This window comes from Photobacterium marinum (assembly GCF_000331515.1).
In the GTDB taxonomy this organism is placed as follows: domain Bacteria; phylum Pseudomonadota; class Gammaproteobacteria; order Enterobacterales; family Vibrionaceae; genus Photobacterium; species Photobacterium marinum.
This window is the reverse complement of sequence record NZ_AMZO01000006.1, coordinates 616,402-641,144: the sequence shown is the minus strand read 5'-3', so window position 1 is coordinate 641,144 and position 24,743 is coordinate 616,402. Positions and strand designations below refer to the sequence as shown.

At 46.7% G+C, this 24,743-nt stretch carries 20 protein-coding genes and 2 tRNA genes; 7 read left to right on the top strand and 15 right to left on the bottom strand.

From position 1 onward, the window contains the following. Positions 1–50: 50 nt before the first annotated feature. The 6 genes from C942_RS07200 to C942_RS07175 all read right to left on the bottom strand — a co-directional run bounded on the left by C942_RS07200 (position 51) and on the right by C942_RS07175 (position 5,892). Entirely contained in the window at positions 51–1,130 is a 1,080-nt protein-coding gene (locus C942_RS07200) for a nickel/cobalt transporter (protein WP_036799174.1), read from the bottom strand. A gap of 68 nt (positions 1,131–1,198) precedes the next feature. Next, positions 1,199–1,912 carry a DUF1007 family protein gene (locus C942_RS07195; protein WP_007464095.1) on the bottom strand — a complete coding sequence of 238 codons (714 nt, stop codon included), beginning with the start codon at positions 1,910–1,912 and terminating at the stop codon, positions 1,199–1,201. Between the two features lie 154 nt (positions 1,913–2,066). Beyond that, positions 2,067–3,872: a selenocysteine-specific translation elongation factor gene (selB, locus tag C942_RS07190; protein ID WP_007464093.1), complete on the bottom strand. Its 1,806-nt coding sequence runs from the start codon at positions 3,870–3,872 to the stop codon at positions 2,067–2,069. Further along, positions 3,869–5,236, bottom strand: coding sequence for an L-seryl-tRNA(Sec) selenium transferase (gene selA / locus C942_RS07185; protein WP_007464091.1), 1,368 nt, complete (start codon positions 5,234–5,236; stop codon positions 3,869–3,871). The genes selB and selA overlap by 4 nt, the downstream gene beginning before the upstream one ends. Positions 5,237–5,563: 327 nt before the next feature. Beyond that, a tRNA-Sec gene (locus C942_RS07180) sits at positions 5,564–5,655 on the bottom strand. Positions 5,656–5,800: 145 nt separating this feature from the next. Next, positions 5,801–5,892, bottom strand: a tRNA-Sec gene (locus C942_RS07175). A gap of 414 nt (positions 5,893–6,306) precedes the next feature. Between C942_RS07175 and C942_RS07170 the strand changes: the two genes are divergently transcribed. Beyond that, positions 6,307–6,732 (top strand): GrdX family protein, encoded by a 426-nt coding sequence (locus tag C942_RS07170; RefSeq protein ID WP_007464088.1) that lies wholly within the window; start codon positions 6,307–6,309, stop codon positions 6,730–6,732. A 242-nt stretch (positions 6,733–6,974) separates the two neighbouring features. Here C942_RS07170 and grdB read toward each other — a convergent pair whose 3' ends face one another. The 9 genes from grdB to trxB all read right to left on the bottom strand — a co-directional run bounded on the left by grdB (position 6,975) and on the right by trxB (position 16,269). Beyond that, positions 6,975–8,273, bottom strand: a complete 1,299-nt coding sequence (gene grdB / locus C942_RS07160; RefSeq protein WP_083882318.1) for a glycine reductase complex selenoprotein B — start codon at positions 8,271–8,273, stop codon at positions 6,975–6,977. Between the two features lie 14 nt (positions 8,274–8,287). Next, entirely contained in the window at positions 8,288–9,580 is a 1,293-nt protein-coding gene (locus C942_RS07155; RefSeq protein WP_007464087.1) for a glycine/sarcosine/betaine reductase component B subunit, read from the bottom strand. A 40-nt stretch (positions 9,581–9,620) separates the two neighbouring features. Beyond that, positions 9,621–10,667: a selenide, water dikinase SelD gene (gene selD / locus C942_RS07150; RefSeq protein WP_083882317.1), complete on the bottom strand. Its 1,047-nt coding sequence runs from the start codon at positions 10,665–10,667 to the stop codon at positions 9,621–9,623. Positions 10,668–10,791: 124 nt separating this feature from the next. Beyond that, positions 10,792–11,952, bottom strand: coding sequence for a glycine/sarcosine/betaine reductase complex component C subunit alpha (gene grdD, locus C942_RS07145; protein ID WP_007464083.1), 1,161 nt, complete (start codon positions 11,950–11,952; stop codon positions 10,792–10,794). A 12-nt stretch (positions 11,953–11,964) separates the two neighbouring features. Further along, complete coding sequence (gene grdC, locus C942_RS07140) at positions 11,965–13,506, bottom strand: glycine/sarcosine/betaine reductase complex component C subunit beta (protein ID WP_007464080.1); 1,542 nt, start codon at positions 13,504–13,506, stop codon at positions 11,965–11,967. Between the two features lie 80 nt (positions 13,507–13,586). Then, positions 13,587–14,051, bottom strand: a complete 465-nt coding sequence (gene grdA, locus C942_RS07135; protein ID WP_157097639.1) for a glycine/sarcosine/betaine reductase complex selenoprotein A — start codon at positions 14,049–14,051, stop codon at positions 13,587–13,589. 14 nt (positions 14,052–14,065) lie between these two features. After that, on the bottom strand, positions 14,066–14,533 hold the full coding sequence (gene grdA / locus C942_RS07130) for a glycine/sarcosine/betaine reductase complex selenoprotein A (protein ID WP_083882316.1): 468 nt from the start codon (positions 14,531–14,533) through the stop codon (positions 14,066–14,068). Between the two features lie 188 nt (positions 14,534–14,721). Further along, entirely contained in the window at positions 14,722–15,048 is a 327-nt protein-coding gene (trxA, locus tag C942_RS07120) for a thioredoxin TrxA (RefSeq protein WP_007464076.1), read from the bottom strand. Positions 15,049–15,057: 9 nt separating this feature from the next. After that, positions 15,058–16,269 (bottom strand): thioredoxin-disulfide reductase, encoded by a 1,212-nt coding sequence (trxB, locus tag C942_RS07115; protein WP_036798973.1) that lies wholly within the window; start codon positions 16,267–16,269, stop codon positions 15,058–15,060. Between the two features lie 967 nt (positions 16,270–17,236). On the opposite strand from trxB, the gene C942_RS07110 reads away from it, so the two are divergent. The 6 genes from C942_RS07110 (at position 17,237) to rbsC (ending at position 24,680) form a co-directional block, all read left to right on the top strand. Beyond that, positions 17,237–18,634: an aminopeptidase gene (locus C942_RS07110; RefSeq protein WP_007464072.1), complete on the top strand. Its 1,398-nt coding sequence runs from the start codon at positions 17,237–17,239 to the stop codon at positions 18,632–18,634. Positions 18,635–18,661: 27 nt separating this feature from the next. Beyond that, complete coding sequence (locus C942_RS07105) at positions 18,662–20,137, top strand: oligopeptide:H+ symporter (RefSeq protein ID WP_007464070.1); 1,476 nt, start codon at positions 18,662–18,664, stop codon at positions 20,135–20,137. A 172-nt stretch (positions 20,138–20,309) separates the two neighbouring features. Further along, complete coding sequence (locus C942_RS07100; RefSeq protein WP_007464068.1) at positions 20,310–21,101, top strand: TOBE domain-containing protein; 792 nt, start codon at positions 20,310–20,312, stop codon at positions 21,099–21,101. A gap of 639 nt (positions 21,102–21,740) precedes the next feature. Then, on the top strand, positions 21,741–22,160 hold the full coding sequence (gene rbsD / locus C942_RS07090; RefSeq protein WP_007464064.1) for a D-ribose pyranase: 420 nt from the start codon (positions 21,741–21,743) through the stop codon (positions 22,158–22,160). Between the two features lie 34 nt (positions 22,161–22,194). Further along, a complete protein-coding gene (rbsA, locus tag C942_RS07085; RefSeq protein ID WP_007464061.1) occupies positions 22,195–23,700 on the top strand; it encodes a ribose ABC transporter ATP-binding protein RbsA in 1,506 nt (501 codons plus the stop codon). Beyond that, positions 23,697–24,680 carry a ribose ABC transporter permease gene (rbsC, locus tag C942_RS07080; protein WP_007464060.1) on the top strand — a complete coding sequence of 328 codons (984 nt, stop codon included), beginning with the start codon at positions 23,697–23,699 and terminating at the stop codon, positions 24,678–24,680. Before rbsA ends, rbsC begins: the two co-directional genes overlap by 4 nt. The last annotated feature ends 63 nt before the right edge of the window (positions 24,681–24,743 follow it).

The following is a 24,743-nucleotide window of genomic DNA, read 5'->3' as shown; positions in this document are numbered from 1 at the left end:
AACTGAAATCAATAAGCCCTGTCATGAGAAACATCACAGGGCTTTTTCCTTTAAACAGAAAACACCGGGGAAATACCGTAATCCTGTCCGCCCATCAATAACAGGCCAATAATCATCAGCAATATACCGCCAAAAAACTGAAGGTAGTAACCAGTCAGTTTCCAGCCCGCCTTGCTACTATTATTGTTGCCAGCCATCAGATAACGCTTAACCAAATGCTTACCAGTTAAAGTCATCATAGCAATGAGGGAGGTTGTAAGTGCTGTCCCTGCCGCCATCACCACCGCACTAATGACTCCCATCCAATACATTCCGACCATATTGGCAAACAGAAGTACCATAATGGCACCGGTGCAAGGCCGAATCCCAATCGTTGCCACAATACCGACATACTCCCTCCATGTGGAAGCCCGGTTAATCGCTTCAGCATCAGCGACATGCTGGTGACCACAACCACACCCTTCGTAATGATGGTGATGGTTCTGAGCTAAAGAAGGCTTGCCTGCAAAAGGCTGGGCTGAAGAGTGAGCAGCTGACTTTAACGCAAGCTGCCCGGTTTCGTCAGGTGATTGAGCTGACAACGGCGTCAAAGCCATCACCTGAAGCTTAGAATGCCGCATTGAGTAATAAATATGCTTTATCGCCTTCCAGCAAATCAGTGCTCCCAGCACAGCTACCAACGCAAAGCTCAGCGACACAAAAATCATCGCTTTTTGGTTAACCGCACGCATTGACGCGCTAAAGCCCCAAACCAAAACACTCACCAATACAATCGCGACCAATGCCTGACACAAAGCTGAAATAACTGTCAGCATCAGACTTGCTTTCACCTTCGTCGGGTGGGTCGCGAGGTAGGTAGTAACAATCACTTTGCCATGCCCCGGCCCTAATGAGTGAAGCATGCCATAAAGAAAACTGAATCCGGCCAGGTATCCACCTGCAATCAACGGGTTTGCCTTAGCATCGTATAACAAGTCTGCCAGTTGGGCGTTTACCTCGCGCTGCCACTGAATACTGGCAACCACCAGTGATGGCCACAACAACCACAACTGATATAAGCCAATTGCTAAGGCTGATGAGACAATAGCGGCTATACACCAACGACCTCGGTGAGCCCGACGTCTTACCATTTCGTTACATTCTGATTGAGAAAAAGGTTGGTTCATGGTTATTTTTCTTTTGGGCTGACGAGTACTCATTAGGCAGCAGGAATTCCCGCACAATGGATTTTCACTGTCTGGGTAAACAGCTGTCCTAGCGCATTATCCGGGTCGGCGTCAGTAGGCAAAGACATCGCATAGCTCATTTGCTCAGAAGTCGGATTAGGCTCAATCATTTCCAGCTGACATTGGCGGGCAAGCTCAGCCGACAAGACAACATCGTTTGCCGATTTCCACGCCATATCAACATAGTAACTCGGCTCAAAAATCAATAAACGCAACGAATCTCGTGTAACCGGCTTTGGCTTTGAAAGAGGAAGCTCAAAACTGAGTACTAACTTAGCTCTGTCACGCGTTAGTTTCTCGCTATGGGCCACTTTGTACTTAATCGGATTATCGCCATCATAAAAGTAAGTGAAGTAGTGTTCGTACTTCATATTTTCTAGCACCGATGCAGAGATCTTACGAAAGGTTTCCTGCTCGTTTTCGAAAGAAACATCTTCACCATCAAGCATGTAAGCCGAGGTCATCGCATCAAAAGACCACTCCATTTTAAAGCCAGTGATCATCCCATCCTTACCTTCGATATAGGTTTTCATATCAACCCAGGAATGAGGATGGGCTTGCACAGTCGGCACCACAAATACCGCTAACGCCCAAAGCAATAGGCTCTTACGTGGCCATCGAGATAAATGCTTGTAATTTGATAATTGGCGATGGACATTACTGACAAAACGAAGGGCTCGCTTCAATAAATGGATTCCTGGCCGTAAAAAGTGAACTGGATGCTTTTTCATGCTATTGACTGGTCGCTGTTTTGTTATGTTATAACATAAGTATCAATAAAAACAAAAAGCCCGCGATGCAGCACATCGCAGGGCTTTAAATTACATCAATCAGTCCAAATTACGCCACGGCTTCTTCGAAGGTTCTCAGCACCTGGCGATCATTTTCAACCCGTTTGATCCAACCATCAGATTCCATTCGGTTCAGAACCGGGATCATGTACTTACGGGATAAACCGGTTCGCTCCCTTGCATCGGCAATGGTAAAGCGCTCGTCCATCTCACGACCATCAATCAGATCTGTGACTAACTGTTCGTAGATATTCTTCTCGTAGTAAATCTTGCCTTCAAGCGGTACAGCAAAACCAAGACGCACCAGATTTCGCAGCTCTTTCTGTGCCCCTGGGATCTTTTCTTTATCCGCTTCAAAGCCCTGCTTTTCCGCCTTACTCATGTGATCGAGAATTTGCTTAGCAACCGGTGAAAGCTGAGTTTCACTTCGACCATTACCCAAAGAGAACAACTCACCATTCTGGCGCAACTTGCCTTCTTCTACCATCTGCTGCAACAGTGCTGACAGCGTTTCTACCGGCAGTTGTAGCTTACCGCTCAGTTCATTCACCGACAGGTCGATCTGCTCCTGCTGGAGGATAGCCTCAACCTGCTGATGGGATTGTTCAAAGCACTCTTCGGTAAACAGCCATTCACCGCAAACCTTATAGCTACTTTCATCCAACTGATGATCGCCCCGCTTAGCATAGCCATAGAGCGCCATGTTAATGTTGACGTAATCTTCCCAGGCAGGCTTCTCTGGCATGTCCATCAGCAGATCATAAAGCTTGCTACGTTGTTGTTTCTCTACCGCCCCGCCCCAAACGATGGCACCGCAGTTAACAATTCGACTGCCACCATGCTGAATCAACAATGCACGCTGATTCCAGAAACAGCATGCAGGCTCTTTGAGACGAAGGCGGGCAAGGTTTGTTCCTTTGAAAACAAACACCTTAGCCAGAGTATTGAATGTACCGAAGGCAACTTCAATTTCACTGTTGTTACGACATTTATTCTCGAACAGCATGCTATCAAGGCGGATAATGACTTCATCAACCATAAAGCCAGCTTCTTTCGAGGCCATCAGGCAGAAGCCACGCTCTACGTCTTTCTTCTTCACACCTTTAAGGCCAATCGCTACCCGTGATACCGGTTTAGCCGTTTCAATATTCTGGTGGTAGGACTGCAGACTCTTCACCTGTACTTCCCTGCCGGAAGGCTGAAGGTACAGCTTCTGGCCAATGGTAAACTCACCACCGCACAAGCTACCGGTCACCGTTGTGCCAACGCCATTTACCGTAAACACACGGTCGATGTACAAATGCGCCTGACGCTCGCTGTCTGTACGTGATGCATCCAGCTCTTCCATTTTGTCGATCTTACGGCAGATATGCTGACGCAGAGCATCAACCCCTTTATTCTGATGTGCAGATACCACCATAGAATCAGGAATAAACCCGGCAATTTCCAGGAACTGCTCCAGCGCTTCTTCCTCTACCAATGTCAGCATCTCATCATCAACCAAATCTGACTTGGTGATCACCAGAGTGACATTTTCAATCCCCATCGCAGCAATCACTTTGAGGTGATCAGTTGACATCTGCATCCAGCCTTCATCGGCGGCAACCACGAACAAGACCATGTCGAGGCTCCAGACCCCGGCAACCATGTTTCGAATAAAGCGTTCGTGTCCCGGCACATCAATCACACCCACCGGCTCACCGTTGGGGTGCTTAAAAAAGGCAAAACCGAGATCAATTGTCATCCCACGCTTTTTTTCCTGAGGAAGGTGGGCAGTATTAATACCTGTCAGTGATTTGATCAACGCTGATTTACCGTGGTCAACGTGACCTGCTGTTCCGACTACATAACTCATTGCAGTACCTCCGCCAGCTGGCCACGCAGATAAGGAATCTCAGAATCAGAAATGGTTGCCATATTCAGCTGTACCTTGTCATGCTTGATCACGCCGATAACCGCCAGCGGCCAGTTACGCATAACCTCAAGTAATTTCTCGGCTGAGCGCTTATAGCGACCGTTTTCAGGACTGATCTCGACAGACCAGGAAGGATCGTTCTGATCCGGCAGTGACCCACCACCGACCGTCATTTCAGAGCGGACAACCTGCAACTGCTCGCCAAAACCTTCTGCAAGCTGCTGAGCTCTTTGCTCAAGCACCGCTTCCGGCTGGGTATTCTTGCTTTCAGCAACACCCTGCCCGCTTTCAAGCTGGTTAAGTTTTCTCACAACCAGTTCTTCAAGGAGTGAATAAACAATTCGGCTCGGCCTGAAAGCCCGCATCATCGGGTTCTTTTCAAGTTGCTTAATCAACGGCTGCTTACCTGTCACCAAACCGGCCTGCGGACCACCCAGAATTTTATCACCGGAGAAACAAACCAAATCTGCACCCGCCTGAATGTAACTCGCGACAGTTGGCTCATCTGGCATGGATTCTGTCGTTGTACCTGAGCCCTGATCAACAGCCAGAATGACATGCTCCGGCAATGCCTGCGCCAGTTCTTTCACATCCGGCGATTCGGTAAAGCCCCGGATCTTAAAATTAGAGGTGTGAACCAACAGAACCATGGCAGTATTTTCGGTTACTGCATCAAGGTAATCCTGAGTTGTCGTGATGTTAGTCGTACCGACTTCCACCAACTTGGCACCGGAAAGTGCCAGGATATCAGGGATCCTAAAGCCGCCGCCGATCTGGATCTGCTCACCGCGGGAAACAATCACTTCTTTCCCTTTAGCCAGTTCATGCAGCATAAGATAGATAGAAGAGGCATTGTTGTTCACAACCAGGGTGTCTTCACCTTTCACCAGATATTGCATCAGCTGCTGCAACATGCCTTTGCGCTTACCGCGTTTACCGGTAGCAAGGTCGATCTCCAAGTTATTGTAGTGAGTATTAACTTCAGTTACGCTTTGCCAAAGTTCAGCATCAATTGGCGAACGACCGAGATTGGTATGAACAATCACCCCGGTTCCGTTTATGACCCTCTGCAAACGCTGACGATTCACCAGCCAACATGCCTGCTCTATGTAGTGATAAAGCTGTTCAAGGGAAAACGGTACACCTTCAGGATCTCTCAGGTGCTTCTTTTTGTACGCCTGCACCTGCTCACGAACAATGTCCGTCACTACTGGACGACTCAACCGCTCGATGTAAGGAGATATGAAGGCTTGCTGAAGGATCTTTTCGATTTGTGGAATTGAGGACAAGGTGCTTACTGTCATAATCAAGCCCCGATATTGATAAACCAAAAAACAGAAAGTACGTTGATACCGAATCAGAATTAAAAAACAGCTATTACCAGTTTTAATTTAGCCAATAATACCGAAAGGGAATCTATATAAATTTCTGTTCAAGAAAATTTTCTGAGGGCAAATTATGAGAAGATTCAGGGACAAGTATAAAGATGAAAACTAATAATCTGAATTAGTTTGGCGAATATGATTGCCACCGTCACTCTTCTTACCCTGAATTAATAATGAACAGCCAAAAGGGAATCCATTGTTATAATCAGCAACCTGACTTAGTGAAAACAAAGAGAAAAGTCAGATTGGCGGAAGGAGCAGGAATCGAACCTGCCAAAGCCTATTCAGCTCACGTCGGTTTTGAAGACCGGGAGGGCCACCAGACCCCATCCACTTCCGCATTATTATAGGGTGTAAATGATTATAAAAATAAGCAAGTAATCATCATTTCAACCCCGATATAAACTACACAATTTAGTAACTTATATACTTTTATATCGATATTCCAACGCTAACATTTTGTAATAAAAACTGCGTTAGAGTTGGCGGAAGGAGCAGGAATCGAACCTGCCAAAGCCTATTCAGCTCACGTCGGTTTTGAAGACCGGGAGGGCCACCAGACCCCATCCACTTCCGCGTTTCGATGGGTGTAATTTAGCGCATAAGATTATGATTTAAAAGTAGTTGAATTATGATTTGTGACTTCATCAGCAAACACAAACAAATATAAAACCAGTTGCCTATTTGGTTAACTGGTTAACATTTTTTGATTTAATTAATCGGTAGCCCCTTTCTCAATTTTCGAGAATAAACACACAATCAAAACATTTTATTCACAAGCATAATCAAATTAACAATATCCCCATTCAAATATGTAATGACAGAGATTAGTTTTACTAATATTAATAAGCAGTAGCAAAAAACAAGAGCTGAAGCCGCTAATATCAACTCCAGTTCTATTATAATAACAGCAACCAATTGAATATTTTATAACCAACAGAACAGTTCTTATTGTAATTTGATGAAACTATTCGTTTAGGGACAACATTGTGAGATACGACAAACTCGAAATTGTCAGCAACAACCCAAGCATTGCTGAATTAAACACTCAGGTTAAATTAACTCAAAGAAATAACATTAATGACGTACTCATGTTAGTAAGGGATAAGGTCCACCTTGGTGGAAAACTTATTTCCCACCCGTTAGCAGGAAGTGTTAAACCTCATGAAACGCCATATCGCAGTATTCTTATTTTAAACAGCCAGGAAGAACTGGATATGGATTCTCTGGATAAAATTGAGCAGGCAATAGAACGCTACCAGATCCTCTGTAAGACGAATCCGAAGCACCTGACTCTGACTGAAGATGAGATAAATGCCAACTTCCCGGTAAAACAAAGTTCAGATTTTCAATACATTGATTTGCAGCTCATTAAGTCATGTCTAAACTCGCTTGGCTTTAAGGAACTGAACTAACTTTTACGCTTCCTACTTCTATTTTGCTTTTCTACTATTTATTCGGCTCCCCGTATATGCGGGGAGCTTTCTCTCCTCCCCTTCAAAGTTACCTCTCTGCTCTACCTTTGTTCAGTAATCTGTATCCTCTAAACTTCAGCACTAAGCTTGGCCTTCTATTCTCGCTACAAACACCCAGACACAAAAAAAGCCAGCCGATAACCGGCTGGCTTTAGTGCTTTCACATCTACCTGAAGAGGTAATTAGAACACGGTTTGCTCATCAATCTTAGTCTGAAGCGCATTTAGTGCTTTCTCAACTAGCTGACGACGTGCGTATTTCTCTTCTTTTGGCTGCATCTTTGGATCACCCAGTGGGTGAGGGATCGCAATTGCAGGAACAATACGGTTTGCACCAACTGTTTTAGAGATTGGCACAACAGTTAGAACGTGAACTACAGGCATTACTTTTTCGATTTCTTTTAGCATCGTTGCGCCGCAACGGGTACAAGTGCCTCAAGTGGAAGTAAAGATAGCAGCTGTAACACCGGCTTTCTGCAGTTTCATCGCAATCTCAGCGCCGTATTCTTTCGCCTTCGCGACCGCCGTACCATTACCGACCGTGGTGTAGAACATGTCATGGAGGCTACCGATAACGCCTTCTCTTTCCATGTCTCGCAACACGTCGACTGGAAGAACTCGGTTAGGGTCTTGGTTGCAAGCAACTGGGTCATATCCGCCGTGTGCTGTTTCATGAGTCTCTGCCGTTAGCGCTTCAAGACCAGCAATGCTGTATTCACCGTACTTAGAAGCACTTGATGATTCAATATGGTCTGGGTTGCCCTTAGGAACAACACCGCCTGAAGTAACAAGCGCAATCTTAGCTGTGCTCATCATTTCAACTGGTGGCTGAGGTTCAACACGGTCAAATGCCGGCATTGGGTATTCTGTTGTGAACTCAGAACCAGCAAGCTTGGCAATCAACAAATCAACTGCACGCTCTGCACCACGTTTTTCAGCAAAGAAGTTTAGGCGGATACCGCGAGGCATATAGCCAGCTTCTTCTGGTGATCCTAGTTCGCCATCTGTTTCAACATAACGGTTAATCAGTTTAACCATCGCAGGAATAGCTTTACGCATACTTGCTGCGCTGTTGCCTGTTTCAACCATGTAAGCGTACTGACGGAACAGTTCGTAACCAGGGTTTTCAGGGTACATACCTGTGATAGTAGTGATGCCCATTTCGTGAGCAACTTTAGCTACCGTACCACAAGCCATGCCGTAACGGCCGGCGTTGAAAGCAGGACCGGCAATAACCAAGTCAGGTTTCAGTGATGCCAGAATTTCCTGAAGGTTATGGCAGCACAGGCTTTCATTTTCGTTGAAGTATGAGTCACCACAAACAATGGTATGAGTAACTTCAGCCTTTTCACCCAGCATGGTGTTAACCTGAGTACCAACACCGATGGTGCCCTCAGTCACTTCCATTGGAGTGTGGGCCATTTCTTCGCCACCTTTCTGAGCGAAGAACTGGTTCAAATAGTAAACGACTTTCAATGTCATGTGAGTATCCTCGCTTAGCTTGCTTTAGTGGTCAGGTTATGGTAGCCAAGTTCACTGGTTGCGCTAAGAATAGCTTGTATCTCAACCGTGATAGAGCCATCTTCATGCAAGCTGCCCTGGAAACCACCAGCAACCATATCAGCGTAACGGTCGTGACCGATCACTTTGTCCATTGCAGGAAGTGTTACCAACTGGTTTGCGTTACCGTTAGTAACTACTGCGTCTGCACTCTTGTGAGAGTCAGCAAGTGACTGGCTTTCACCGTTCTGACCAGCGTATTCGTCAGTCAGCAGAACTGTCTTGATACCAGCAGCTTCAAGCTTGGCACAGTTCATCATAAGGTCAGCGTCAGGGTTACCGAAGCCTTCCTCACTAACGATTGCTGCATCCCAGCCCATTTGTTTAGCAAGCTTAACAACGTAGTTAGAAGAACGTTCTTTATCACGCAAAGTCACGTTTTCGTTAGTGACAATTACGCCCATGAAGTTGTACTTCGAACCGTGGTGACGGTACAGGTCGTAAATAACCGGGCTGTTCTGGTGAACAAAACTGGTGTTCTTATCACACGCAGATACACAGTTACCACTGATGATTGCGCCGTCCATTACTTCTGTTGGGTAAAGCAGTGTTGGCAACATGCCTTTCACGTCAACACCGTAGCAGTAAGTGTCGTGTAGAAGGCCTTGGCTCTGAAGCATGTAAACATAACCAACTTTTGGCAAGTTAGGATACTCAGCAGCCTGCTCCAGCAGAGGCTTAGTTTCGTAAGTGTGGATCTCGTCTGGCTCTACATCAGCAGCCAACTTACCAATCCAGCGACCTGCTTCCAAACCAACCAGACGAAGTACACCTTCGTGATCGTACTGGTCGCAAGAGTCATCCACTTCACACTGGATAACCAGGTTCATGGTTGAGGAGAATGGAGTGTAATCTGCACCAGGGCCGCTCATATCCAGGATACCTTCCTGGAAACCGACAACCTCACCAGTAGTGATAACAGCCATACCTTTCAGAACGTGTGTACGACCTTCACCCACCATTGCTTCTTCACCTAGGTGACGTCCAGGGAAGATGCTACCTGCACCGCTCACTTTTACGCGAGGTTCAATCGCATCTTTCACTGGCATGATGCGGATGCTGTCACCAGGTTTCGCGATTGATAGTTCAATAGAGCGGATACGGTGATCCAATTCTGACAAGTAGCCGGTCAGGGCTTGCTGATCGATCACCACGGTGTTTTCTTTTACTTCGCTCACCGGCCCGAAAGCCAGATCGCGAACATGAATGTTGCCTAGTTCGAGTTTCATTTATATCTCCAAACAAGCGTCAATTGGGTTCAGGGCGGCTTCAGGAAACCTTAATGCCGCTACCGTTTTCGGCGTTGCCGACAACCCAACATGGTTCTTCACAATTGCTAAATTCAGTCAATAAAGCATCCAGACAATCTTTAGGTACAGCTGCCAGCAAGCCGCCGGAAGTTTCCGGGCAACATAGCTTGCTATGCCAGATTTCATCCAGTTCAGAGGCAAACTCAATATCTTCCTTGTAGGCATCCAGGTTGCGCTTAGCTCCGCCTGGGAACAGGCCTTGCTCGGCGTAATCTTCAGCTTCAGTAAGGAACGGTACCTGTGTTGCGTTAAAGTGCATGCACACTTCGCTCTTTTCAGCCATTTCTAATGCATGGCCTAACAGCGAATAACCAGTCACATCAGTACAGGCTTTCACCGGATACCGGGCAAAAATCTCCGCCGCTTTACGGTTAAGCTTTTTCATGCTGTCTGTTGAGGCTTTAATCGCCTTCTGACTCGCCTTACCCCGTTTTGCAGCGGTTGAAATCAAGCCGGTACCAATTGGCTTGGTCAGTACCAGAACGTCGCCGTTTTCAACGGCAGCTTTGGTTTGCACTTTGGAAGGATGAATTGTACCCATGACAGACAAACCGAATTTTGGTTCGCTGTCTTCGACGGTGTGACCACCGACCAATACCGCGCCAGCTTCACGGACTTTCTCCGCACCACCTTTGAGGATCTGGCCAACGATCTCTTCAGGAAGATCACCGGGAACACAAAAGATGTTCATTGCCAATGTTACCTGTCCGCCCATGGCATACACATCGCTCAACGCATTTGCGGCGGCAATGGCACCAAAGTCGTACGGGTCATCAACGATTGGAGTAAAAAAGTCCAATGTTTGAATCACAGCAACATCGTCAGTGATTTTGTAGACGGCAGCATCATCACTTACCGTCAACCCAACCATCAGATCAGGATATGCTTGTTGGGGAAATAGGGGTGAAATGGAACGCAGAACCTGCGCCATGGCCTTAGGGCCAATTTTAGCGGCTCACCCAGCTTTTTTGGTCATCTGCGTCAGACGTACTACTGAATCTGTCATTTCTAAATCCTTACAGCGGACGGCAAGAGCGCTACTCTCCGAGCTGCCGATTTCGCGCTCACGTTTATTTCTTTCTATTACTATCGAATTGGACTGGCTGGAGCCTTGTCAGGCTTTGCCGGTATTAACCAATGTATTTCGCTTCAGTTAACACTGCTTTGGCCTGTTCCAAATCTTCTTTTGCAACCAGTACGATAGGACCAGTACAGCCCATACCTGTGCGGGCAAAAATGTTCGCTTTCCACAGCACCTGGCAGGCATCTTCAATCTCAAGGATATCGATACCGCCGATGTCTGCGTCTGTCACCTTCTCAGGTGGCGCGGTCACTTCAGCCTTCGCTTCTGTTGGTTGCTTTGGCTGCTTGTACTTAGCCAGCGCGCTATTCAAACCTGCCAGTGATGCGGCTTCCCACTCTTCATCGACACGCTTCATAACATTCCCTTTTGCTGCGTCAGCACACAATCTCATGGCTCCTGCCACAACCGGTGCGCCAGACGCTCTCGAGATGATATTTACCAGCTTGTCTGCGCCCTCACCCAAACCAGGACCGTAGCCGTAGCCTGAAGCTTCGTAGCTACCACCAGTGGTAAAGGATGAGAACATCTTCATCAGAAGGTTACCGGTCAGGCTGTCTGTTACCATGACATCAGGTGTACCTTGCAGCAGGTCGTTACCGCGCATTGCGATGCCGCCGTCAGCACGTGCTGACTCTGCAAAGTTGATGTCATAACCCGCTTCTGCCAGTTCACGCAGGCTTCTTTCGCACAACGCTTCGCCATCAATGTTCAGCACACCAACAGTTGGCTTTTCAATGCCGCAGGCTTTCGCCAGCGCAATACCGTAGATGGTATTTTTCAGCATCGCTGCCTGACGGTTGGTATCAGAGGTACCGGTAGTTGATGCGATAATCATTTCGCGACCGATACCAGGGGTAACAACTTTACCCATGGTGCTGACACCCAGCGGGAAGGCATAGTGCAAAGTTACACAGCCATCAATTTTCTTGTCGGCAAACAGTTTTTCCATCACCTGGTGGCATTCGTGCAGGTCCGCTGCCGGATAGCACTCAAAACCACAGTCAGGACCTTCGCAACCAATGAGAACAGGTTCGATGTCGCTGTACTGGCGAGCGGCCAGTTGAGCACCACGAAGCAGTTCTTCAGGGCCATGTTCGCTGCCAGCCAAAGTCAGGCCGATACGCAGTTTCTTACCGAACTGACCACTCAGCAGGCCATCAGCCATGGCGTTGAAGGTGTCGGAAAGTTGTCGATTGATGTTACTCATAGCAACCTCCGATTACTGCTCGCCCTGTTCACGATTAAGCAAGTTCTCAGCTACATCACGCATTGCCTGAGCAACTACCTGTTTAACCTGAGCCTCGTCGAATACTTCACTCTGCTTACCGCTGTTCTTCTGAACAACAAAGCTCAGACCATCGAACAGGTTAGTCATACGGCCAAGGAACAAGCTGCCCTTACCGACCATCATGAAGTTGTTGATGTCGCCGTTCATGATCATTTCACGGCCGAAGCCAAGGAACGGAACACCTGACGGGATGTGGCCCTGAGTTGGCGCAAAGCCAGTCATACCGTGTTCCTGAACGAAACTAGGAAGCTGAGTACGTTCCAGTTGGCCTTCTTTCACTGCCAGTGCCGCAATCATCTTGTAGTTTGATTCTGGCACGTTACCTGCGCCGGCAGGCTTAGTGATTTCAGGGTTTTGCATTTCGACGGAGTATTTGTCGACATCTGTCATTGCCATACCGGCTGCTTTCAGCGGGTTGGCAATCAGCGCAGTCATTACTGCCTGTGGAGATGAACCAGTACCGATCTGGTGACGACCCACGATATCAGTGTTGATTTCAGGGCTTACGCCATCGTTCTCGCTAACCAGGCAGGCAAAACCAGCCAGGCAGTCTTCCAGAACCGGCATGTCATGTTTAACATGGTCACGGCCGTTCATGCCCAGTTTGGCAACTGCGCCACCGGCGACAACCATAACATTCTTGAAGATACCCGCTTTAACCAGTGCTGAAGCCTGAGTCATTGCGTGTGCAGGTGCTGCACAGAAACCACGAACGTCAGAGCCTGATGCCATGGTACAACCAACAACTTCACCGATAGCTTTAGCAAAGTTACCGCCACCGCGCTGGTTAATATCACCGCATGCTTCTTCTGAACATTCGATAATGTATTCAACCGACTCAAGATCGATGCCCTGCTGCTTCAGGTGCATTGCAGACATTACACCGGATGCCTTAGTACAAAGGTTTTCCAGCATGATATGTGCAGACAGGTTTTCATCTTCGTCGTGTGCTGCTTTCACACAGCCCGCAAGTTCACCGTTCATCATCAGCACTTCAGCCTGATGATTCTCAGCCATCGCCAGAATCTCATCTTTTGAGATTACCTGATGACCAGCCATCAAATCGACGTCACCGTAAAGTGGGTGGTGGCTGATCTTTTCCTGGTAGGTTTCGATGAACTCAGGGGTAAAGTAAACCAGGTTAAACACGTCAACGTGGTTTAACATGGCGTAAAATAGTTCCTGGCAGTAGATTTCACCGAACTTGCCCTGCTGAGAAGTATGTTCTTTATTCTCATACCAAGGCTGTGGGATCTCTGCTAATTGCTGGGGGGTAAGGTTACCGATATAACACTGGTTCGCTGGGTATGATACAACATCTTCGTATGGGCGAAGGTGAGCGTTCAGTTGCTGCAAATAGCTGTCTGACGGGTCTTTTGCCCGAGTCTGTACTTGCACAGAACCGTGTTGAATCAACACATCTGGGGTATGGGCGAGCACGTAGCTCACGCCTTTAATTACTGCGTATCCCATTGTTACTCCTGCATCCGAGCCGGATAAAAGGTTCGAACCTGCCTGTTGAAAAACAGATCCGAACCAGCATTGAGATATACTTATGCTAATGCAGTTTCGCTGCGGTATTGTTGCATTTCCGCTTTGATAGCATCGACATCAAGTACCATTTCCATCATTCCAACCTGCTCTTCATAAACAGCCGGATCGACGGCATTTTTAACTTCGTCTTCAACCACGTGATAACAAGAAAGTCCTAACTGGACTCCCGCCAATGGTCCTGCAAAAGTCGGATCGCCGGTGGTGACGGTTTCGCAAGCCAGGCCAGAAGCTTCAGCTTCTGCGCCACCCAGAATCACAACCAGATTCTCGGCGCCTTTTTCATCGGCTAGGGCTTTAATCCGCTTTTGGTTCTCAAGATCCATTGCGCCAGCGCTTGTTCAGACGAAACATTCTGTAGTAGAGAAAGCAACGTGAGCACCTGTAGTTTTCATGCAAGCTTCGATTGCCTGACCAGGTACGCCATCGCGGTCTCCGAGAATGATCACTGTCTTATTAGCGAACACAATCTTTCTCCCGATTAAACATACTTACCAAATTGCTCACGATACTCTTTAACCTCTGCCACGATGGCATCGACATCAAGTACCATTTCCATCATGCTTACCTGCTCGTCGTAGACTGCAGGATCCACATTGTCTTTAATTTCCGGCTCAACCACATGATAACAAGAGAGTCCTAACTGGACTCCGGCTAATGGTCCGGCAAAAGTAGGATCGCCGTTTGTAACGGTTTCACAAGCCAGGCCTGAAGCTTCTGCTTCAGCGCCACCAAGTACGACTACCAGATTCTCTGGGCCGAACTCGTCAGCAAAACCTTTAATCCTCTTTTGGTTTTCCAGATCCATAGCACCTGCGCTGGTTCAGACGAAACACTCAGTAGTGGAGAATAGAACATGTGCGCCAGCAGATTTGATACAAGCTTCGATAGCCTGTCCTGGTACACCGTCTCTGTCTCCCAAGATAACTACTTTCTTATCTTTGAGCATTTTTCACTCCAAGGGTACAGATTACTAAGGTCATGTTAAGCAGATAACTGCGATAACATGGGTTTAACTAAAAGCGTGGGAACAAGAATAAATCCTCAAACACCATGCTTTTTATTTGTGCCAACAGGTCAGATAACCTATTAAATACAAATTCTTTCTATCAGCCTCTCTGCGAGACCGGTTCAGCCTTACGCTTTTTCAGCGATGAAGCTTTCTACTTCTTGTGCGATCTCTTCGATCTCAAGCTCTTCACCAGATAGGTGCTTTACTTTTTCACCGTTCTTGTAGAAAACGATTGAAGGCAGGCCCATCACTTTCTGCGCCATAGCCAAACGGCGGTTGCCCTGAATGTTCAGCTTGCAGAATTTGATGTCTTCGCCGTATTTCTCAGCCAGTTTCATTACGTCTGGCATCAGTTCAATGCAGCGGCCACAGTTTTCGCTCCAAAAATCAACAAGAACGACGCCTTCAATATTCACTTCAGAATCGAAGTTCTCTTTGCTTAATTCGATCATTGTTTTTCCTTAATACAGAGTTTCTAACTCAGCGATATCCTTCACATCCACACGCTTGGCTTCCTGCCCAGCGTCAAATCGAATTACGACCGGCACTTCTTTTACATTAAAGCGGTTGGCAATGTTCTGGCTCTTATAGGTATCGATAGTCACCACACGCTGTTCAGGGTGCTCTTTACAATGCCCTTCAAGCTCGTTGATTACATCAAGGCTCTCTTTGCTCAGCGGGTTCCAGAATGCCACCATTGCAGTGCCGCCAAACTCAGCCACAGACTTGCGCCAGTTTTCTTCTTCTTCGATGTAACGGTCTGCTGCTACTGCTGCTACCGCACCATCGCCGGCGGCTGTTACTACCTGACGCAGGAATTTATCGGTTACGTCACCAGCCGCGAAAATACCCGGTACGCTGGTTTCCTGCTTCTCGTTGGTGATCACATAGCCTTGCGGAGTCAGTTCAATCAGATCCTTAACGAAATCTGTCTTCGGCACAGTACCGACAAACATGAACACACCGTCTGTAGTCAGTTCACTGATTTCACCTGTTTTCAGGTTCTTCAGTTTTACACCGTTAACCAACTCATCTCCGCAGATTTCTTCCACCACAGAGTTCCATACGAACTCAATCTTATCGTTGGCGAAAGCCTGTTCCTGAGCGGTACGATCCGCATCCAGAATGCCCTGTTCATGCAGTACAATCATGGTGACTTTGTTAACAAACTTGGTCAGGAATACGGATTCTTCAACCGCAGTGTTACCTGAACCAACTACCACAACATCCAGTTCTTCATAGAAGTCTGCATCACACGTTGCACAGTAAGAAACACCTTTACCACGGAACTCCGATTCACCCTTGATGCCAAGGATTCGAGGTGTTGCACCGGTTGCAACAATGATACTTTTAGTCTGGAACTCTTCACCTTTGCTGGTTTTCAGTGTTTTGATGAAGCCGTCTTCAGCGATGCTGATATCTGTGATCAAACCGCGGGCAAACTCGACACCAAACTTATTACAGTGGTCACGGAACATATCCATCAGCTGCGGACCAGTTGCTTCCAGAATGCCTGGGTAGTTTTCCATTTCGCTTGTTGTTGCTGCCTGACCGCCTGTATTGCGCTTATCTTCAATAATAAGCGTCTTCATTTTTCCGCGGGCTGCGTAAACACCGGCAGACATACCGCCTGAGCCACCACCAATAATTATGACATCGTATAGTTCTGACATATTTTTCACCGATTTTTATTTTCACTAACACATGTCATCTAAACCAAACTCAGCATCTATATAAGGCTTTATTTATTTGGACTAGTTATGACACTTCAAAACAAATCAGTTTTACAACGCAGACCTATTAAGCCCTGCGGTAAATGCAAACAGTGATTTATGTCATAGTTCACTTGTTAGCATTTTAAATTTGATAGCCAAAGGACTGTCATTATCTATTGGGTGCTTTATATATGTTGTCTTTAATTCCTGTCGAGATAACTTCTTATCCTTAACAACTTGAAGGCGATTATAATTAGTAATGTTTATTTTTTTGTGAGCAATGCCCTGTTGCAGGATAAAAACTCTGAGAATTAGACATTTATGATACACAGGTCATATGTTTTTAGCTGTTTAGGCAATATATGAGTCATCATGACCCTGCTTTTAGTTATAAAAAACAAATAATTTGACTACGATAGGAAACTTTTGCCCTTATAGTAGTCAATATTACCAATTTTCTCTGGCACATTAATAACTTATGAAAAAACTCAACACAGGTCACATTTCATACCAGACCCACCATTGCATTAGTATTTCTAATATCAAAAATTAAAAAATATATTGGTTCAGTTGCATACCAAGCCAACAATGTCCCACTGCTTTAATTTCACGCTCAAATTATTAAACATTCCTAATAAAATAGTATTCTTTTCTCATAAAAATCAATTCAACCGTCAAGCAATAAAACATAGAAGATACGGGATAGTGCAGGGTGTTTTTGAATTTGAAATGCTCTTGGTGATTTTTTTATCTCAAACCCATCAAAACAACAAAACAACAAATTAAATATCACCTTATCAATATCCACATGGAGGATTATTCCGCTGTTATTTGTTCTATAAGAAGATAGTGCTCACAAAAAGATAAGTTAATAGAATGATAATCTCCGCTCCGAATGTTCAACACATACATTTGGAGTTATGCAATGGAAACGCTGGAATTCAAAAATGGCTGGCTCAACCTCAAAGATGAACAAATTGAGGCTATCAATCATTTTTGTAAAAACTACAAACACTTTTTGAATATCGGAAAAACCGAACGCCAATGTGTTAAAGCAGCAATAAAAGAAGCTGAACAACATGGCTTCCGCCCTATCAATGAATTCGAAGAATTAAAAGCAGGCGACAAAGTCTACTTTATCAATCGTAATAAAAACGTTGTATTGACTGTTGTCGGTAAACGTCCGATCAGAGATGGTATCCGCTATGTCGTTTCCCATATTGATTCCCCTCGTTTAGACATCAAACCAAATCCAATCTACGAGAAAAGTGAACTGGCTCTGATGCGCACCCACTACTACGGTGGTATCAAGAAATATCAGTGGGCTTCCCGTCCGCTTGCACTACACGGTGTTGTTGTCACCAAGTCCGGTCGCACCATTGATATTGCTATCGGTGAAGATCCACAGGATCCAGTATTCACGATTCCTGATCTATTACCTCACCTTGATAAGAAAGTTCAGCGTGAACGTAATGCAGCAGAAGTTCTGAAAGGTGAAGAGCTGCAAATTATCGTCGGCTCTATCCCTATGGAGTTCGAAGATAAGAAGATCAAAGATAAGGTTAAGCATCATATCCTAACCAAGCTGCATGAAAAATATGACTTCACAGAAGCCGATTTTATTTCAGCAGAGTTGATGCTGGTACCTGCAGGTAGCGCTCGCGATGTAGGTATTGATGAAGGTATTGTCGGTGCCTACGGACAGGATGACCGCATCTGTGCTTACACCTCACTTGAAGCCATCCTTGATATTGAAACACCAGAACAAACTGCAGTTTGCTTCCTGGTAGATAAAGAAGAAATCGGTTCTACCGGCTCTACAGGCCTTGAGTCCCGCTACCTGGAATTCTTCACAGGCGAACTATTGGTACGCCAAGCTGGCGACAAGTATAACGACCAAATGCTACGCCGCTGTCTGTGGAACTCTTATGCCCTGTCTTCTGACGTAAACGCAGGCTTGAACCCTCTGTTCGAATCTGTTCACGATGCTCAGAATGCCTCAAAACTGGGTTACGGTCTGGTTCTGACCAAATACACAGGTCATGGCGGTAAAGTTGCCTCCAATGACGCAGATGCTGAATACGTAGCATCTCTGCGCCGCATCTTCGACGACAACGAAATCAGCTGGCAAACAGGCCTACTGGGCAAAGTTGACGAAGGGGGTGGCGGTACTGTTGCGAAATACCTGGCTCACTACGGTATCAACACTATCGATGCCGGTGCTGCCATTTTGTCCATGCACTCCCCGTTCGAGCTGGCTTCCAAGTTCGATATCTATGAGTTGTACCGCGCTTACAAAGCGTTCTACATCCAGGCATTTTAGTGCTACGGCACTAATGGAGACTAAGTTATGAAAAAACGTCATCCGTTAACCTTTTATATCCTTTGTTCATGCCAGTTCTGGTGGGCTTTGTCGTTCTACAGCCTATGGGCAATTCTGCCGGTATTCCTCGGTGATGAACTGGGTATCGACCAGAAAACATCCTTTGCAACTTTCGGTGCGTTCGCCGCACTGGGTGCCGCTATCCTGTTCATTGGTGGCTGGCTTGCCGATAAAATCTTAGGTGCGAAACGTACTCTGGTCTGGGGTTTCTTCTTCCAGGGCCTGGGTTACTTCATCATCGCCTACTCAGCTATCACAGCTCAGCCACACTTCGTGTTCATTGGTCTGGGTACTGTAGCTGTAGGTCGTGGTATCGGTAGTGTTGCGCCTCCGACTATCATCGCAGCATCTTATGACAAAGATGACCCGCGTCTTGATGGTGCATACACCCTGTTCTACATGGTTAACAACATTGGTGCATTCCTGGCTCAGCTTGGCGCGCCTATCATGGCTTACAGCATCGGCTGGACTTCAGCGTTCATCCTGTCTGCTGTGGGTATGACAGTTAACGTTGTTACTTACCTTCTGTTCAACAAGAAGATCAAAGAAGCAACCGAAGCCGACAAACATGCTGTACCGTTCAAAACCAACAGCCTGTTCCTGTCTGGTGTATTGCTAGCCATCGCAGCAGCAAGCTACTTGCTGACTAACCTGCCACTGGCTCAAGCCGTACTGGGTATCGCAGCTCTGGTTATCCTATTCCTTATCATGAAGGAAATGAAGAAAGAAGCACCAACCAGCCGCAAGCGTATGGTTGTTGGTCTAGTCCTGATGGTTCAGGCTCTTGCATTCTTCGTACTGTACAACCAAATGCCAACATCACTGAACTTCTTCGCCATCAACAACGTTGAAGCCGAAGTATTTGGTATCGCGGTCAACCCGGTTTCTTACCAGTCACTGAACCCAATGTGGGTCATCTTCCTGAGTCCGATTCTTGCCCACATCTACACCACTCTGGGTGAGAAAGGCAAAGACTTATCTATGCCAGGTAAGTTTGCACTTGGTATGTTGGTATGTGCTGCGGCTTTCGGCTGCGCTGGCTTCTCTCAGTACTTCGGCGACGAAAACGGCATGTTGAACCCATTCTGGATTGCAGCACCTCACTTCCTGTTTGCTATTGGTGAGCTGCTAATCTCCGCGCTGGGTCTGTCTGCTATCGCTAAGCTGTTCCCAAGCCGTATCCGTGGCTTTATCTACGGTGCATGGAACATGACGCTGGCAATTGCCTCCGTAGCCGGTGCCTGGGTTGCTGGCCTGTCTTCATCCGGCGAAGTTGAAATGACACCAGTTGAAAGTTTGGCTTCTTACGGTAACTACTTCTTTGCGCTGGCTGCAGCATCAACAGTTGTGGGTATCGTCTGTGTTATTATTGCTCCTCGCCTCAACCGTCTTATCGAAGCAGAGCCAGAAGCAGAAAAAGAAGAAAGTCTGCAAACTGCATAATTTCATCTTTGACTTTAAAACTATTAAGCGAGAGCTCCGGCTCTCGCTTTTTGTTGCAACAGCGTCAACAACAAACATCCCCTAGGTGCAGTGACTTATACCTCATTGAATAATCAGATATACTTTGTATCTGACTCCTTTATCCCTGAAACCCTACGGACCCGCATTCACCATGATGGATTTCGATGCCCTGCTTACCCTTTCAGAAAACGGAAAGATGTTTGCCAATCCTCGTCGTATCGCACTGCTAAAAGCGATACAGCAAACCGGCTCAATCAGCCAGGGAGCTAAACAAGCAGGGATTAGCTACAAAGCTGCTTTTGATTCCATCAAAGATATGAACAGCCGCTCAGAATCGCCGCTGATCACTAGTGAAAAGGGAGGCAAAGGAGGCGGTGGCGCGTCAGTCACCCGCTTCGGCGAACGACTGATTCAGATGTATGATCTACTCGATACAATCCAGAATATGGGACTGAAAGCGCTCAACGATGATGAAGCACCGCTGCACAGCCTGCTTGGTGTAATGGCAAAATTCTCATTACAGACCAGTGCGCGAAATCAGTTCTTCGGCACCATCAGTGATATTGAAAACCATGCCCTGCACGATCGGGTATTCATCCTGCTTCAAAGTGGTCAGCATGTCATAGCGACAATTACTCATGGCAGCACAGTTCGTCTGCAACTAAAAAAGGGTAAAGATGTTGTCGCCCTGGTTAAGGGCCCCGCGATTGAAATTTGCAGTGAGCCACCAGCAGACCCACAACTAGATAACCAGCTAAGTGGAACCATTCGCCACGTACAATATGATGAAAGTTCCGCCGAAGTATCAGTAAGGCTTGATGACAATGATGAGGTTTGTGCCCTCATCGACAGGAAAGAAAATGAACAGGATGAGCTTCAGGAAGGAAAGCATGCACTGGCATGCTTCTCTTCTTCCCAGGTAATTATCGCAACGCTCAGTTAGTAAACTGAATACAATCTCCACTAAAGGCGCTGTAGTCGGCGCCTTGCAACAGACAATCAACGAAATGTTTGTAATCCAGATACTGGGAAAGAACCAGTAGAACTGCTGTTAACACCAGCCCAAGCAACGAAATGCGAATCAACCAAACTTTCCTTTTCTTCAGTGCTAACATCAGACAAAACAATGAAATTGGTGCAATTAGCAGAGTAAAGGGTAAAAGGCTGGTTACGGAAAGGGCCATATTGAGCATCAAACCTCAGTGGATTCTTCGGGCGTCAATGATAAGCCTTTTTCTGCTCTCAACTCAAAGCTTTCAAACACAATTTGCAATAACTTACATTACTCTGACACAAGCCATTCACAGCCTCACAGGTAAGCAAACGATTCATCATCGTTAATATGAAACATATCAACGATACGTTGTGATCCATCCCTTCTTTTATTCACCAGAAGCATAATAGTTCTGATTTGAGTCACACTTTGTAAGCATAGTTAGTGCACATCGAAACGTTTCGCTCTACATTTACAGTCATCGAAACGTTTGCGTAAACGTTTCGATGAATAAAAATGATTTTGGATGCCACGCCACACAGGCTTGTTCATCTTGCTTCAATACCCTGCTCGAATAAGGTGCAAACCATGAAAAAAAGCGCACTCATCAATTCAGAATTGTCATACGTCATCGCGACTCTGGGACATACTGACGAAATTACCATCTGTGATGCCGGCTTACCGATTCCGAATGAAACGCAACGTATCGATCTTGCGCTTATTCCTGGTGTGCCAACCTTTATCGAAACCGTCAAAGCCGTGCTTGGTGAGATGCAGATTGAAGGCGTTATCATGGCAGAAGAGTTCATGAAAGTCAGCCCAGCTCATCACGAAGCACTTATCGGGCTGATTCGTGAAGAAGAAGCACAATGCGGCAAATCAATTAACCTTAGCTATGTCAGCCACGAAGAATTCAAGATCCACACCCAAAACAGCAAAGCAGTCGTTCGCACCGGGGAATGCACCCCATACGCCAACGTGATCTTCCAGTCCGGCGTAGTGTTCTAAACCCCAATCTTGTAACGAATTGCAAGGAACTGACATGAAACAGCCAATCTTAGAACTACAAGGCATTGATAAAGCATTCCCAGGTGTAAAAGCCCTTGATAATGCTTGCCTTAATGTCTACCCAGGCAAAGTGATGGCTTTGATGGGAGAAAACGGGGCCGGTAAATCTACCCTGATGAAGGTACTGACCGGAATTTATACCAAGGATGCCGGAGAAATCCGCTACGAAGGTCAACCGGTCAGCTTTAACGGTCCTCGCCATTCGCAGGAAGCCGGCATCAGTATCATCCACCAGGAACTGAACCTTATCCCTGAGCTGACTATTGCTGAAAACATCTTTTTGGGACGAGAAAAAACCAATGCCTTCGGCGGTATTAAATGGTCAGAAATGTATCGTGAAGCGGATGCCTTGCTGAAACGCCTGAATGTAAAACACAGCTCACGCCAGCTGCTGGGTGAACTCAGCCTCGGCGAACAGCAGATGGTTGAGATCGCCAAGGCACTATCCTTTAAGTCTCAGGTCATCATTATGGATGAACCGACTGATGCCCTGACTGATACCGAAACTGAGTCTCTGTTTAAAGTTATTAACGAACTGCGCGATGAAGGCTGCGGTATCGTCTACATTTCTCACCGTCTGAAAGAAATTTTCGAGATCTGCGACGACATTACAGTACTGCGTGACGGTAAGTTCATCGGCCAACGTGCGGTAGCCGACATCGATGAAGACACCATGATCGAAATGATGGTTGGACGCCGCCTGGATGAGCAGTACCCACGTATTGATGTCACACACGGTACAACCTGCCTGGAAGTAAAAAACCTTAATGGTTCCGGCGTTCATAACGTCAGCTTTAACCTGGATCGCGGTGAAATTCTGGGAATTTCCGGCCTGATGGGTGCAGGACGAACTGAGCTGATGAAAGTAATCTTCGGTGCCCTGCCCCGTGAATCTGGCGATATTGTGCTTGATGGTAAAACAATCAACCCAATCAGCCCGCAGGATGGTCTGTCGAACGGTATCGCTTACATTTCGGAGGATCGTAAAGGTGACGGCCTGATCCTGGGACTGTCGGTTAAGGAAAACATGTCCATCTGCTCGCTGGAACAACTTTCCAAAGGTGTTCAGCTCAATCACTACGATGAGGTGACCGCAGTTGAAGACTTTATCCGACTGTTCAACATCAAAACGCCGAGCAGAAATCAAATCATTGGTAACTTGTCCGGCGGTAACCAACAGAAAGTTGCCATTGCCAAAGGCCTGATGACCAAGCCTAAAGTTCTGATCCTCGACGAACCAACTCGTGGTGTCGACGTCGGTGCGAAAAAAGAGATTTATCAGTTAATCAACCAATTCAAAGCCGAAGGGATGAGCATCATTCTGGTCTCTTCGGAAATGCCTGAAGTGCTGGGTATGAGTGACCGAATTCTGGTCATGCATGAAGGTCAGATCAGCGGTGAATTTATGGCCGCCGATGCCGACCAGGAAAAACTTCTGGCCTGCGCTGTAGGTAAACAAATTAATGAGGTAGCAGCATGAGCACCAACGCTATGACTAAGACCCCTGAATCCGGTAGCACCAAGCTATTCAGTAAAGAGTGGTTAATCGAACAGAAGTCACTGATCGCACTTATCTTCCTGATTGTGGTGGTGTCTTTCCTGAATCCGAACTTCTTTACCGTTGACAATATTCTGAACATTCTGCGTCAGACATCCGTTAACGCCATCATCGCGGTAGGTATGACCCTAGTTATCCTGACCGCAGGTATCGACCTGAGCGTAGGCTCGGTACTGGCACTGTGTGGTGCGTTTGCTGCCAGCATGATTGCGATGGAAATCCCAGTAATTATTGCCGTTCCGACAGCTTTGCTGGCCGGCGCTGCTCTTGGCGCAATCAGCGGCGTAATAATAGCCAAAGGTAAGGTCCAGGCTTTCATTGCCACCCTTGTTACTATGACCCTGTTGCGCGGTGTCACCATGGTTTATACCGACGGTCGACCAATCTCTACCGGCTTTACTGATGTTGCAGACACATTTGCATGGTTCGGTACCGGTTACGCAATGGGTATCCCTGTACCAATCTGGCTGATGGTTATCGTATTTGCCGCAGTCTGGTACCTACTGAACCACACTCGCTTCGGCCGCTACATTTACGCTCTTGGCGGCAACGAATCGGCAACCCGTCTTTCAGGCATCAACGTAGATCGCGTCAAGATTGGCGTCTACGCAATCTGCGGCCTGTTAGCAGCCCTGGCTGGTCTTATCGTTACCTCTCGTCTTTCATCGGCTCAGCCAACTGCTGGTATGGGATACGAACTGGATGCGATTGCTGCAGTAGTGCTTGGTGGCACCAGTCTGGCCGGTGGTAAGGGCCGAATTATGGGTACTCTGATTGGTGCCCTGATCATCGGCTTCCTGAACAACGCACTAAACCTGCTGGATGTATCGTCCTACTACCAGATGATTGCCAAAGCAGTCGTTATCCTGCTGGCAGTGCTGGTAGATAACAAAAATAAGTAACACCGATTAATTACAACCTCTGTAGCGCGGGCACTCTCCTGCCCGCCTAACCCGACATATGTA

Bases quoted from the DNA above. Each gene is read 5' to 3' on its own strand.
- C942_RS07200 (WP_036799174.1), bottom strand. From the start codon at position 1,130: ATGGTAAGACGTCGGGCTCACCGAGGTCGTTGGTGTATAGCCGCTATT.
- selB (WP_007464093.1), bottom strand. From the start codon at position 3,872: ATGAGTTATGTAGTCGGAACAGCAGGTCACGTTGACCACGGTAAATCA.
- selA (WP_007464091.1), bottom strand. From the start codon at position 5,236: ATGACAGTAAGCACCTTGTCCTCAATTCCACAAATCGAAAAGATCCTT.
- C942_RS07155 (WP_007464087.1), bottom strand. From the start codon at position 9,580: ATGAAACTCGAACTAGGCAACATTCATGTTCGCGATCTGGCTTTCGGG.
- grdD (WP_007464083.1), bottom strand. From the start codon at position 11,952: ATGAGTAACATCAATCGACAACTTTCCGACACCTTCAACGCCATGGCT.
- grdC (WP_007464080.1), bottom strand. From the start codon at position 13,506: ATGGGATACGCAGTAATTAAAGGCGTGAGCTACGTGCTCGCCCATACC.
- trxA (WP_007464076.1), bottom strand. From the start codon at position 15,048: ATGATCGAATTAAGCAAAGAGAACTTCGATTCTGAAGTGAATATTGAA.
- trxB (WP_036798973.1), bottom strand. From the start codon at position 16,269: ATGTCAGAACTATACGATGTCATAATTATTGGTGGTGGCTCAGGCGGT.
- C942_RS07110 (WP_007464072.1), top strand. From the start codon at position 17,237: ATGGAAACGCTGGAATTCAAAAATGGCTGGCTCAACCTCAAAGATGAA.
- C942_RS07105 (WP_007464070.1), top strand. From the start codon at position 18,662: ATGAAAAAACGTCATCCGTTAACCTTTTATATCCTTTGTTCATGCCAG.
- C942_RS07100 (WP_007464068.1), top strand. From the start codon at position 20,310: ATGATGGATTTCGATGCCCTGCTTACCCTTTCAGAAAACGGAAAGATG.
- rbsD (WP_007464064.1), top strand. From the start codon at position 21,741: ATGAAAAAAAGCGCACTCATCAATTCAGAATTGTCATACGTCATCGCG.
- rbsA (WP_007464061.1), top strand. From the start codon at position 22,195: ATGAAACAGCCAATCTTAGAACTACAAGGCATTGATAAAGCATTCCCA.
- rbsC (WP_007464060.1), top strand. From the start codon at position 23,697: ATGAGCACCAACGCTATGACTAAGACCCCTGAATCCGGTAGCACCAAG.